Annotated in this window: 14 protein-coding genes; 9 read left to right on the top strand and 5 right to left on the bottom strand. The window is 62.8% G+C overall.

The window, feature by feature from the left end; all coding sequences use genetic code 11:
* The 3 genes from VFZ66_14465 to VFZ66_14475 form a co-directional block, all read left to right on the top strand.
* Nucleotides 1–889, top strand: an 889-nt coding sequence (locus VFZ66_14465) for a R3H domain-containing nucleic acid-binding protein (GenBank protein HEX6290390.1), incomplete at its 5' end; no start/stop codon positions are given.
* 201 nt (nt 890–1090) lie between these two features.
* On the top strand, nt 1091–1795 hold the full coding sequence (gene tmk / locus VFZ66_14470; GenBank protein ID HEX6290391.1) for a dTMP kinase: 705 nt from the start codon (nt 1091–1093) through the stop codon (nt 1793–1795).
* Nucleotides 1792–2121 (top strand): cyclic-di-AMP receptor, encoded by a 330-nt coding sequence (locus tag VFZ66_14475; GenBank protein ID HEX6290392.1) that lies wholly within the window; start codon nt 1792–1794, stop codon nt 2119–2121. The genes tmk and VFZ66_14475 overlap by 4 nt, the downstream gene beginning before the upstream one ends.
* Before the next feature lie 45 nt (nt 2122–2166).
* Here VFZ66_14475 and VFZ66_14480 read toward each other — a convergent pair whose 3' ends face one another.
* Both VFZ66_14480 and VFZ66_14485 read right to left on the bottom strand, forming a co-directional pair.
* Nucleotides 2167–2961, bottom strand: coding sequence for an SDR family oxidoreductase (locus VFZ66_14480; GenBank protein HEX6290393.1), 795 nt, complete (start codon nt 2959–2961; stop codon nt 2167–2169).
* A gap of 2 nt (nt 2962–2963) precedes the next feature.
* Nucleotides 2964–3638, bottom strand: coding sequence for a TetR family transcriptional regulator (locus VFZ66_14485; protein HEX6290394.1), 675 nt, complete (start codon nt 3636–3638; stop codon nt 2964–2966).
* Between the two features lie 223 nt (nt 3639–3861).
* On the opposite strand from VFZ66_14485, the gene VFZ66_14490 reads away from it, so the two are divergent.
* Nucleotides 3862–4347, top strand: coding sequence for a zinc ribbon domain-containing protein (locus VFZ66_14490; protein ID HEX6290395.1), 486 nt, complete (start codon nt 3862–3864; stop codon nt 4345–4347).
* Between the two features lie 78 nt (nt 4348–4425).
* On the opposite strand, the gene VFZ66_14495 is transcribed toward VFZ66_14490, so the two are convergent.
* On the bottom strand, nt 4426–4704 hold the full coding sequence (locus VFZ66_14495) for a hypothetical protein (protein ID HEX6290396.1): 279 nt from the start codon (nt 4702–4704) through the stop codon (nt 4426–4428).
* A 110-nt stretch (nt 4705–4814) separates the two neighbouring features.
* On the bottom strand, nt 4815–6014 hold the full coding sequence (gene mqnC, locus VFZ66_14500; protein ID HEX6290397.1) for a cyclic dehypoxanthinyl futalosine synthase: 1200 nt from the start codon (nt 6012–6014) through the stop codon (nt 4815–4817).
* A gap of 265 nt (nt 6015–6279) precedes the next feature.
* Here mqnC and VFZ66_14505 point away from each other — a divergent pair, with 265 nt between their 5' ends.
* Genes VFZ66_14505 through VFZ66_14515 form a run of 3 tightly spaced genes read left to right on the top strand, consistent with a single transcriptional unit; the run spans nt 6280 to nt 9841 of the window.
* Nucleotides 6280–7476 (top strand): aminotransferase class V-fold PLP-dependent enzyme, encoded by a 1197-nt coding sequence (locus tag VFZ66_14505; GenBank protein ID HEX6290398.1) that lies wholly within the window; start codon nt 6280–6282, stop codon nt 7474–7476.
* Complete coding sequence (locus VFZ66_14510) at nt 7473–8600, top strand: glycosyltransferase family 4 protein (GenBank protein ID HEX6290399.1); 1128 nt, start codon at nt 7473–7475, stop codon at nt 8598–8600. Before VFZ66_14505 ends, VFZ66_14510 begins: the two co-directional genes overlap by 4 nt.
* On the top strand, nt 8597–9841 hold the full coding sequence (locus tag VFZ66_14515; GenBank protein ID HEX6290400.1) for a glycosyltransferase family 4 protein: 1245 nt from the start codon (nt 8597–8599) through the stop codon (nt 9839–9841). The genes VFZ66_14510 and VFZ66_14515 overlap by 4 nt, the downstream gene beginning before the upstream one ends.
* A gap of 84 nt (nt 9842–9925) precedes the next feature.
* Here the strand turns inward: VFZ66_14515 and VFZ66_14520 are convergent, their stop codons facing one another.
* Nucleotides 9926–10756 (bottom strand): MerR family transcriptional regulator, encoded by an 831-nt coding sequence (locus tag VFZ66_14520; GenBank protein HEX6290401.1) that lies wholly within the window; start codon nt 10754–10756, stop codon nt 9926–9928.
* Nucleotides 10757–10895: 139 nt separating this feature from the next.
* On the opposite strand from VFZ66_14520, the gene VFZ66_14525 reads away from it, so the two are divergent.
* Together VFZ66_14525 and VFZ66_14530 are read left to right on the top strand one after the other, a co-directional pair.
* On the top strand, nt 10896–11303 hold the full coding sequence (locus tag VFZ66_14525) for a GNAT family N-acetyltransferase (GenBank protein ID HEX6290402.1): 408 nt from the start codon (nt 10896–10898) through the stop codon (nt 11301–11303).
* Between the two features lie 27 nt (nt 11304–11330).
* Nucleotides 11331–11561 (top strand): glycosyltransferase family 1 protein (locus VFZ66_14530; GenBank protein HEX6290403.1); only part of this gene is annotated, 231 nt, incomplete at its 3' end.

Consider the following 11561-nt stretch of genomic DNA (forward strand, 5'->3'; position numbering starts at 1 on the left):
GGGCGATGAGGAGGCGCGGCGGCGTGGCACGCATAAGACGGTGCTGGAGCGCAAGGCACCGCCGACCTTCGATGTGCTGGTGGAGATTCGGGCGATCGACGATATGGTCGTGTATCGCGATGTGGCGGCGGCAGTTGATACGCTGCTGCGCGGCGACGAGCCGTTGCCGGAGCATCGCATGAAAGACGCCGACGGCCAGGTGCATGTCGAGCAGGCGACGGTCAACGAAGAGATCACGATGGAGCAGTTCATGCGTGGTGGCGGTCGTCGCGCTCCGAGCATGAGCCGCGATCGAGGCCGTGCGCGCGACGGACGCGACGGACGTAATGGTCGTGCGGCGGCGCGGGCGGAAACGTTTGTCGGCGATGCTGGCGCGGGCCTGGATCGCTCCGAGCAGTTCGCGATTGCGCCGCCGATGGCACAGCCGCAGCCGAAGACCGCGCGGATCTTTCCCTTTGGCGTAAGCCGCAACCGCCTGGAAAAGGCGATCGAGCGGCTGCGCGTGCCTGCAACGATCGTGCGCGACATCGACGAGGCGACGATCGTGATGACGCTCAAGAACCATTATCGCCAGAATCCGGCGCGGCTCCAGCGCGCCGAAGAAGACGGCGTGCCGGTGTATGTGCTGCGCTCGAACACGCAGACGCAGATGGAGACGATGCTCGCCGACATCTTCAACGTCAACGAGCCGAGCGATCCGATGAATGATGCGATGATCGAGGCGGAAGAGGCGATCGGACGGGTGATCAACGGCGCGGCGGATGCGGTAGAATTGAAGCCGCAGACCTCGTTTATCCGGCGGCTGCAACATCAAATGGCGGAGCGCTACAATCTCCATTCGGAGAGCCGTGGCAAAGAGCCGCATCGGCGCGTGAAGATCTCACGCTAGTCCGGAGACGAAAGAACAAACGGAGAACCAACCTTGAACTCGAAACGTTGAACCTTGAACTTTGAACTCGAAACTTGGAGCGCAGAATCGATACACTGGTTTCCAAACAGGCTCCTTGATTCTGTGTTAGCATAGACGTTAGCAAGCGATGTGTGGAGGCCTGGCCTCCATACGTTTTAATACAAGTGTTTCTGTGACGTTATGGGCTTGTTTATCACTTTCGAGGGTCCCGAAGGCAGCGGAAAATCAACCCAGGCACGTCGGCTGTACGAGCGTCTTTCGGCGGAGGGCTATCCCGTGACCGCCACACGTGAGCCGGGCGGCACGCCGATCTCCGATCTGATTCGGCGGATCTTGCTGGATCTGCGCAATGCCGAGATGGACCCGACAACGGAGACATTGCTCTTTTCGGCGGCGCGGGCGCAGCACGTCGCCGAGCGCATCCGGCCCTACCTGGATCTGGGTGGCATCGTCGTCTGCGATCGGTTTGCCGACTCGATGCTGGCGTATCAGGGCTTTGGCTCAGGCCGCGACCTGTCGGAGCTGCGGACGCTGACGCGGATTGCAACCGGGGGCCTGCGTCCAGACATAACGTTCTATCTCGATCTGCCTGCCGAGGAGGGTCTGGAGCGCAAGCGCAGAGCGGCTCAGCGGGCCAATACAGCCAGTCCGTTATCGCCGAAAACGCCGACGGTGGAGCCGCTAGAATGGAACCGGCTGGACGCGCGCGACCTGGCGTATCATGAGCGGGTGCGCGATGGATTCCACGAGCTGGTTAAACTTGAGCCTGAGCGATGGCGTGTGCTGGATGCGCATCTGCCGATGGATCAGCTCGCGGAGCATATCTGGCAGGCCGTCGAACCATCCCTCTCAGCAATTCGTCGGCTTGAGGAGTCTGCATCGTGAAACTGTTGATCGCCGTGATTCAGCGCCAGGACGAGAACATATTGACCCAGGCTCTCTCCGAGCGACATATCGGTGTGACGCGGGTCAGCAGCAAGGGTGGTTTTCTGCGCGAAGGCAACGTTACGCTGTTCATTGTCGTGCCCGATCAGCGGGTGGAGGATGCGATGGACGTGATTCGCAAGAACTGCTACACCCGCACCAAATTCGTCGCACCGCTCCCGCCGATCGCCGAGTCGGGCGAGTTCTATCCCTCAACGCCGATCGAAGTGCAGGTCGGCGGCGCGACGGTCTTCGTCGTCAGCGCCAAAGTGCTGGGTCGGGCCTGAGAGCGAGCCAGATCCCCGCAGCAGCCGAATTTTCCCCAACATCGATTATTTGACGGTCATCAGCCGGTAGGCGATGGCGGCGGAGAGACGCCGGGGGATCAGCCGGTTGGACCATACGGTCAGCGCGTTGAGCCGTCCGGGCACGACGCTCGGCCTGCCTTTGAGCATGCTCTCGATCCCGATGCGCGTCACATCGGCGCTTTGCATCATCGCCATGCGCTGGTAGCGGCTGGGCTGCTGCCCGGAAACCTTGAGAAACTCGGTGGCGGTGATGCCGGGCGAGAGCACCGTGCAGCGCACGTTGGTGCTGCGCAGCTCGTAGTTGAGCGCCTCGCCGAAGTTGAGCACGAAGCTCTTGGCGGCGGAGTAGCTGGCGTATAAGGGCGAGGGCTGGTACGCGCCGATCGAGGCGACCAGCAGGAGAAAGCCGAAGTTACGCGCGACCATGTCTTTGACGAAGAGCTTGGTCAGATGCATCAGCGTGATGATGTCCAGCTCAAGCATGTTCTTCTCGCGCTCCCACGCGATCTCGGTGAATGCGCCGTAGAGGCCGTACCCGGCGTTGTTGATCAGCACATCGACGGTCTTGCCCGACTCCTTGATCTGATCGTAGAGCACCTGCGGCGCATTCGTCTGGGCCAGATCCATCGGGATGATCGTCACGTCGACGCCGTAGCGCTGCGCGATCTCCTGCTGAACGGCGCGTAGCTGCTGCTCGCGCCGCGCGACGAGGATCAGGTTGCAGCCGCGCGCCGCCAACTGTCGCGCGAAGTCCACGCCCAGGCCGCTGGAAGCACCCGTCACCAGCGCGTATGTTCCTTGTAAGCTCACTGAGTTCATGATTAGCTCCTGGTTGCGAGAGATCGGAGGCCGTACAGCAGCGCGTACACGGTCGCGGAAAATTCGTGCGCGAAATCGATCGCGAAGATCTGCATCTCGCGCTCGTCGAGGACCCGCCGCACAATTGGCGCGGGATCGGCGAGATGCTGCAAGCCGATCGTCAGGGCATGAATGCGCAGCAACACCTGCGCGCCCTGCCCCGGCTGCAAAAAGTGGAGATGCGCTTCGAGCAGCGCGCCTGTCTGGGAAACATGCAGCAGCAGCATCGCCTTGAAGCGCGCGGCGGTGGCGAAGTCGATGTTTTGCTCCAGAATGCTGTGCATGATCGCCAGCAGCCGGGTAAAGCCTGGGCGGTGCGCCAATGTTTCGGCCAGAATAGCGACAATCTGCTGGATCGCGCCGTGATCCTGCTGGCTTGAATCGAGCGCGCGCAGCCGGGCATCGACCTCGCCGAACCATGCCTCAAACTGCTGCTCCTGAAGCGATAGGAAGAGCTCTTCTTTGGTTTTGAAGTAGAGATAGACCGTGCCCTTCGCCAGGCCCGTGCGGTCGGCGATCTCGTTGATCGTCAGCGCCTGGTACGACGTTGCTTGAAACAACTGCCAGGCCACATCGAGCAGCGCCTGACGACGCTCCTGCTTCTGCTCATCCCTCACTGCGCGGCGTCGGCCTGCCACCAGCGTGCTCCCTGGTATCGCATTCCTCAAATGACCATCGTTCAATTATAAGTGAATGCCGGTCATTTGTAAAGAGGGGTTATGGTAGCCGTATCAGCAGCCTAACAGTGGCACGTTCATTGCATTATGTAGTAACTGATGGTATGATGCCCAACTTGAAGGCTTCACCATGCTCCGCCTCCGTGGACGAGTGAGCCTTACATTATGCTCAGGAGCCGGTTCTGTGGAGAACATTCTAGACATCCTACGAACAGTTGCGCTTGTTCTCGGCGCATATTATGTGCTGCTGTTGTTTGCGACAGCGGTCTGGACGTACCGCGACATTCGCTCGCGGACGCAGGATATTACGGCGCAGGTGCTAGCGGTCGCGCTGGTGCTGGTACTGCAACTGCCTGGTCTGGTGCTGTACCTCTTGATGCGTCCAAAGCAAACGCTAGCCGAAAAATACGAGCGGGCGCTCGAAGAAGAATATTTGCGCCGTGACATCGAGGATGATCATGTGTGCTCAAGCTGCCAGCGCGGCGTCGAGGCCGAGTTTATCGTCTGTCCCTACTGCCTGACGGAGCTGCGGCGGCGCTGCCACACCTGCGATCGCACAGTCGATCTGACCTGGCAGGTCTGCCCCTACTGCGGCTCGACCGCCAGCCTGAGCAGCGCGGGTGCCACGACGATGCAGATGGAAGTCCAGCGTGCCAAGGTCTATTCGTAGCAGCGCGCCGAGATGAACGCCAGCCCGCCCGATCTCCGTACGAGGTCGGGCGAGTTGCTTTAATAACGGCGGTCAGCATCACTCTCCCGCGCTCTGATCCTGGTGCTGTCCGGTATCCTCAGCGGAAGGCACGCCAGCCTCGACCGTCTCGCTCGATGTTGCTGCGCGCTGCGCGGCCAGCGATTGCTTGAGGCTGGGCGTGGTGAGGGTGATCGCGGCCAGGATCGTGAGCAGCTCGCCCGCCAGCAGCGCCATCGGTGCCCAGGCCGACCAGCCGATATACAAACCGGCAACGCCGAGCACGAACGCGGCGAGTGCCGCCGCGATCAGCCAGCGTGAAGGAATCGCATCAATCATAGGATCGCTCCGTCATTCTCCGTGTGAAACGCACGAGGGACGAACCGGCGGCTCGTCCCTCGTGCAAATAACCCTCTCAGAACACGCATTGCTACCAACCCGACGGCGCACTAGCGCGGCGTCAGCGGGATCGTCACCTTGGACTGGGGTGATGGCAGCGGCGTCGGCAGATCTGGCAGATCCTCGGCCTGCTCGAAGACCTTCAAGATATTGTAGCGGGTGTCGCGCTTGGCGGGAATGTACCCGGCCTGGCGGATCAGATGATGCAGATCGCGCTCGCTCATGCGCTGGTAGGTGTCGTGCGACGCCTGAGAAACCACATTCTCTTCCAGCATGGTCGAGCCCATATCGTCGATGCCGTAGTGCAGCGAAACCTGCCCGACCTTCGGCCCCATCGTGACCCACGACGCCTGCATATGCTTGATGTTGTCGAGCATGATGCGCGCGATGCACATATGCCGCAGGTACTCCACGGGCGTCGCGCCGTAGCTCTCCTTGAAGCGGCTGCGGCCCATCGAGGTCATCTCCGAGTGCTGGAGCGGCCACGCGATGAACGCGGTAAAGGTGTTGCCGTGCGCGGCCAGGCTCTCGTCGGTCAGATCGCGCAGGCGCATCAGATGATTCATGCGATGGGTCAGATCCTCGCCGAAGCCGATCACCATCGTCGCGCTCGTCGCCAGACCAAGCGCCTGCGCCTCGCGCATGACATTGATCCAGTCGTCGGCGCTCTGCTTCTTGGGCGAGACACGCTTGCGGATCTCGTCGTCGAGGATCTCCGCGCCGCCGCCGGGCAAGCCCTGCAGCCCCGCCGCCTTCAGTTCGGTCAAAACCTCGCGCACGCTCATTTTGTACAGTTCGGCGAAGTTTTCGATCTCCGACGGCGAGAAGGCATCGATCTCGATCGAGGGATAGTGCTCGCGCAGGTAGCGCAGCAGGCCGGTGTAGTAGGCGAGCGGCAGATCGGGATGGTGCCCGCCCTGCATCAGAATGCGGGTGCCGCCAACCTGGACCAACTGCGCGACGCGCGCGCCGATCTCCTCATAGGTCTGCACATACGCCTCGGAGTGGCCCGGTGGGCGGTAGAAGCCGCAAAATGTGCAGTTGGTAGTGCAGACGTTGGTGTAGTTGATGTTGCGATCGACCAGGTAGGTGACGACCTGGCCCGGTACCCGGATCTGCCGTGCGGCGTCGGCGGCCAGCCCCAGATCGTTCAGATCGGCCTCGCGGTAGAGCAGCAGGCCCTCTGCGGGGCTGAGCCGCTGCCCGGCGCTGGCGCGCTGTAATAAATCGTCGATGTGCGCAGACAACATAGCGCTATCCTCGTGGCAGGCTGCTCGGCGCAGCGCTGCGTCTATCGGTCTTCTCAAAAGCCTGCTTTTGCACCAGTTTGTGCAAAATAACACTAAGCCTATTGTACCCTACCACACGGCGCAGAACAATACGGCGGGCAAAGTAGGGCCGACATGCCAGCCGCCGGATCGCGAGAGGGATGCTATACTGTGGCGCTTGAGCACGTCGTCAGGCCGGGAGTAGGGCGTGCCCCACAGAATTCTTTGAAGGAGTGCAGGTCTATCGATGGACACATTGGAGCATCGTTCAACCTTCGATGTTTTGCGCGCCCGCTCCGAGACGCCCGGATGCGATCACGTGCTGCATCTCAACAACGCAGGCGCGGCGCTGATGCCCCGGCAAGTGCTGGACGCGATCAAAGGGCATCTGGATCTGGAGGCGCGGATCGGCGGCTACGAGGCTGCCGAGCAGGCCGATGCGGCGCTGGAGCACATGTACGACGCCGCCGCGACACTGATCGGCTGCCAGCGCGATGAGATCGCGTTTGTGGAGAATGCCACGCGCGCCTGGGACATGGCGTTCTATGCGCTGCCGTTCCAGCCCGGCGATCGGATTCTGACCGCGATGGCGGAGTACGCCAGCAACTATATCGCCTACTTGCAGGTAGCACAGCGAACGGGCGCTGTCGTCGAGGTGATCCCCAACGACGAGCACGGCCAGATCTCCGTCGAGGCTCTGCGCAACGCGATCGACGAGCGGGTGAGGCTGATCGCGATCACGCACGTGCCGACCAACGGCGGTCTGGTCAATCCCGCCGCCGCCGTGGGCCAGGTGGCGCGCGAGGCCGGGATCTTGTATCTGCTGGACGCCTGCCAGTCAGTCGGGCAGATGCCGATCGATGTGCAGCAGATCGGCTGCGATATGCTTTCGGCGACGGGGCGCAAGTTCCTGCGCGGGCCGCGCGGCACCGGCTTTTTGTACGTGCGCCGGAGCGTGCTGGAGCGGCTTGAGCCGCCGTTTCTGGATCTTCATGCGGCGGATTGGGTCGCGGCAGATCGATTCGTGATGCGGCCCGACGCGCGGCGTTTTGAAAACTGGGAGTGCTACTACGCGGGCAAGATCGGCCTGGGCGTGGCGATCGACTACGCGCTTCAGTGGGGCCTGGACGCGATCTACGCGCGGGTGACGCTGCTGGCCGAGCAGCTACGGCAGCGCCTGAGCGAGATACCGGGGGTGACGGTCCACGATCTTGGCGTCGAGCGCTGCGGGATTGTCACGTTTAGCGCCGCCGCCCACGCTCCCGAAGCGCTGCGCCAGGCGTTGCTCCGGCAGCGGATCAACGTCTCGGTGACGACCGCAAAATCGACGCGGCTGGACATGGATGCGCGGCACCTGACCGAGCTGGTTCGCGCGTCGGTGCATTACTACAACACGGAGGAGGAGATCGAGCGTTTCTGCGCGACGCTGGCGACGCTGCTATGAAGATCGTTCAGTACAACTTGACGACGACGACCAAAGAGGGCGGCGTCGAAACGTTTGTGTGGGAGCTGAGCCGCCACCTGGCGCGGCGCGGCCACAGCGTGACGATCGTCGGCGGCGCGGGGCAGATCAGCCGCACGGTGCCGGGCGTGCGCGTGCTGCGCTTTCCGTTTGTGGATCGCATGGCCTGGCGCGCGATGCGTCCGCTGCGGCGGCATATCGAGCTGACCAAGCTGCTGGAGCGTGTGTCGCTGATGCCCGCCGCCGTGCCGAATCTGCTGGCGCTGCGGCCTGACATCGTACACTTGCACAAGCCCTACGATTTTCTGGTAGGACCGCTGCTCCACGCGGTCGGCGCGCGGGTGATCTACCACGGCCACGGCGAGGATTTCTACCCGCTGGATCGCCCGCTGTCGCGCACCGCCGACGCGATGCTCTCCTGCTCCGGCTATAACGCCACGACCGTCGCGGCGCACTACGGCACGCAGCCGGAGGTCGTCTTCAACGGCTTCGACGGCGAGCTATTCGTGCCACAGCCCGCCGATCCTGAGCTACGCACACAGCTTCTCGCGCCCGACGAGCGCGCGATCGTGCAGATCGGGCGGCTTCAGCCCTGGAAAGGCATGCAGTACGCGATCGAGGCGCTGCGGCTGCTGGTGCCACGGATCAAGGCGCGGCTGCTGATCGGCGGCGCGGGCACCTATCGTCCCGCGCTGGAGCGACTCGTCGCGGAGCTTGGGCTGACGGATCATGTGACGTTTTTGGGCAACGTGCCGCACCAGGACGTGCCCCAGCTGTACGCGCTGGCGGATGTCGTGCTCGGCACCAGCTTTGCCAGCGAAACCTTCGGCATGGCGCTATGCGAGGCGCTGGCCTGCGAGCGTCCGGTGATCGCCTCGGATTGGGCGGGCTATCGCGAGGTGGTGATCGATCGGCAGACCGGGCTGATCGTTCCGGCGCAAGATCCGCCCGCGCTGGCGGCGGCGATCGAGCGGCTGCTGTGCGACCGCGCCGAGGCGCGGCGGCTGGCCGCGAATGGTCGGCAACATGTCCACGCGGCCTTTACCTGGGAGGCCGTCACCGATCGGGTCGAGGCAGTTTATCAACGGCTGGTGAGTCGAGCATGAGCGCGCAGCGTCTTTCTCGTCCAGCGCTGCGGATCGCGATCGTCGGGATGGGCGGCGTGACGCAGCAGTTTCGTCACTGGCCGGAGCGCGTGATCGGGCGGGCGCTGGTGCGGCGCGGGCATCATGTCGTCAACATTGCCTACCACGATCCCAAGCATCCTGCGCTGACCAACTGGGCGGAAGAGGTCGACGGGATCACAGTGCGGCGCGTGCCGGTGCGCCACTGGCCCAACAATCGGCTGCGCGCTGCGCTCGAAGCGACTGGCCCGTTCGACATTATGTATCTGCTGCATCCGCGCAACGTGCTGGCCTACGGCGCGACACGCTGGGCCAGGGCGCGCGGGATTCCCACAGTGTACACCTGGAACGGCCCGTTTCACGATCGCTACCTTGTGGACGACCGTGAGCGGCCCTACGACGAGCAGCCGAAATATCAGCGGATCATCTGGGATCTGCCTGAGGTGCTGCGCCGTGCCCGCCGCGATGGTCGGCTGCGCGATCATCTGCGTAACTACTGGCTGCACTGGCCGCTGGCCGCCGCCGACGCGCTGATGCCGATCTCGCGGCACGAGGCCGAGTGCGTGCGGCAGGCCGGCCTGCCGCAGCGATCGACGGTCGTGCCCCAGTGGCTCGACTTCGCGGCGATCGAGGCCGCGCCGCAGCACCGGCTTGATCTGCCGTGTCCGGCGCTGCTGTTCATCGGCCAGCTCTCGCCGCGCAAAGGCTACGATCTGCTGCTGCGGGCGCTGCCGACGGTCTTGGAGCAGCATCCGACCGCGACGGCGCTGATGGTGTCGGGGCTGAACCAGGAGGATCGGGCCAGGCTGGAGCAGATCGCGCGCGACCTGGGGATCGTCGATCGCATCCGCGTGCTTGGCCGCGTCGAGGATACGGAGCTGGTCAATCTCTACCGGGCGGCGGATCTGTATGTCACGCCGACGCGCTACGAGGGCTTTGGGCTGACGCTGCTTGAGGCGATGACCGCAGGCTGTCCGCTGATCTCAACCGATATTCCGGTGGTCAACGAGACGGTGCAGCACGGCGTCAACGGCTGGCTCACCCGCTACGACGATCCCGCTGATCTGGCGCGCGGCATCCTGACGCTGCTCGGCGATGCGGAGCTGCGGCAGCGGCTGGTCGCGGGCGGTCGCACGACGATCGAAACGCGCTTCCGCGAGGAGGCGCTGGTCGAGCGCGTGGAAGATGTTTTTTACGACGTGCTGCACAGCGCTGCGCGATGAGGATGGTCGGCGGTAGTGGCGGAACTGCACATAACGAGCGATCCTGCGAGGGCTGATACCGCCCTCGCAGCTACATATCCGGCATTACGCCTCGCCCGACTCGCCCTGCCGCTGCTGGTAGATCGCCATCGCCTGCGACAGGAACGCGCCCTCCTCATCGCTCCACGGCATCGAGAACGGACGCTTTTCTGCGGGTAGGGCCTCGTGGTTTTGCCACAGCTTCTTCAAGCCCGTTGTGATCTCAGGGCTGCCCTGGGTGAACTGGTGCAGCAGATCGATCTGGAGCTTGGCGAGAGCCTGCGCCTCCGGGCTGCCGGGATCTTTGCCCTCGGCGACGACACGCTTCAGCTCCGAGGCCAGATGGGCATACTGCTGATCGACGCGCCGCTGATCTTCCTCGGTCCACGGGCCGCGCGCCGCGAGCTGCTGGCGAGCCTCATCGGAGTAAGAGCTATTGCTCAGCTCGTCCATCGTCCGGCGCTGCTCCGGCGTGAAATACTTGTTGACCCAATCGTTGTTCTGCTCCATTTGAATCACCTGAATAACGTGTACAATCGGCTCCCAGTCGCATGGACCGGTGCTCATCAGCTTCTCCGCCTGCTCGATCGCCTGAATGATCGTATCGAGCTGCGTGCGCTTTTCGCGCATCATCGCCTTTTGCCTGGCTAACACCTCTTGCAATCGTCGCGGGTCCGTCTGGAGATAGCGCTTGATCTCCTCAAGCGGAAAGCCCAGGAACTTGAGCGCGAGAATCTGTTGCAGACTCACGAGATCGTCGTCGGTGTACAGCCGGTAGCCTGCCTCCGTGTGCTGCGAAGGCGACAGTAGTCCTACCTTGTCGTAAAAGCGTAAGGTGCGCACCGACACGGCGGCTTTTTGCGCAAACTGTCCGGTTTGGTAGAACCGTCGATCCAAGTCGTTCCTCCTTTCTGCGCAGGAGTATAAAGGGTTACGTAACGTCATACGCAAGTCCGACTTTGGTCTAATCTCCGGCACAATGCGGCGCTGCATATGTGCTACACTTAGGCCGCCACGTTAGATGGAACTCTGGACTATGATACGCTACACGCATTCAACCGAGACGCTTACCGCGAGCCAGCTGGAAGGATTCTTCTCCCACTGGCTGCATCGCCCGTCCTCAGAAACGCTGTTACGCATGCTGAACGGAAGCGATTATCTTGTGCTGGCGATCGACACCGATACCGAGCGCGTCGTCGGGTACATTACCGCCATCAGCGACGGAGTTTCCTGTGCCTATATTCCCCATTTGGAAGTGCTTGAGGCGCGTCGCGGCGAGGGAATTGGGTCCGAACTCGTGCGCAGGATGCTCGATCGGCTTCAGCATTTGTATATGATTGATTTGATGTGCGACGCCGATCTTCAACCATTTTATGCCCGGCTTGGCCTGCGACCAAGCAGCGGCATGAGTATTCGGAACTTTGAGCGTCAGCGCTGCGAGTGACCCGAACTGGAGAGAACGATTATTGCAATGCGGATCTGCTACCTTGCCTATCCTACCAGCCTGACGCTACAGTCGGCCAACGCGATCCAGACCTGGACGACGCTGCGCGAGCTGCGGCGGATCGCCCCCGACACGCTGGCGCTGATCCCGTCGAAGCTGCGCGAGCCGTCGCGCTTCGGCGAGGTCGGCGCGGTGCATCTGCCGCGTCCGGGCATCGGCAGGCTGTCGCGGCTCTACAAAACGACGCTGCTCTACTAC

It is taken from the genome of Herpetosiphonaceae bacterium (genome assembly GCA_036374795.1).
GTDB lineage: Bacteria > Chloroflexota > Chloroflexia > Chloroflexales > Kallotenuaceae > LB3-1.

Coding starts and splice junctions, on each gene's coding strand:
- VFZ66_14495 (HEX6290396.1), bottom strand. CDS start 4,704: ATGATTGATGCGATTCCTTCACGCTGGCTGATCGCGGCGGCACTCGCC.
- VFZ66_14510 (HEX6290399.1), top strand. CDS start 7,473: ATGAAGATCGTTCAGTACAACTTGACGACGACGACCAAAGAGGGCGGC.
- tmk (HEX6290391.1), top strand. CDS start 1,091: ATGGGCTTGTTTATCACTTTCGAGGGTCCCGAAGGCAGCGGAAAATCA.
- mqnC (HEX6290397.1), bottom strand. CDS start 6,014: ATGTTGTCTGCGCACATCGACGATTTATTACAGCGCGCCAGCGCCGGG.
- VFZ66_14480 (HEX6290393.1), bottom strand. CDS start 2,961: ATGAACTCAGTGAGCTTACAAGGAACATACGCGCTGGTGACGGGTGCT.
- VFZ66_14505 (HEX6290398.1), top strand. CDS start 6,280: ATGGACACATTGGAGCATCGTTCAACCTTCGATGTTTTGCGCGCCCGC.
- VFZ66_14525 (HEX6290402.1), top strand. CDS start 10,896: ATGATACGCTACACGCATTCAACCGAGACGCTTACCGCGAGCCAGCTG.
- VFZ66_14515 (HEX6290400.1), top strand. CDS start 8,597: ATGAGCGCGCAGCGTCTTTCTCGTCCAGCGCTGCGGATCGCGATCGTC.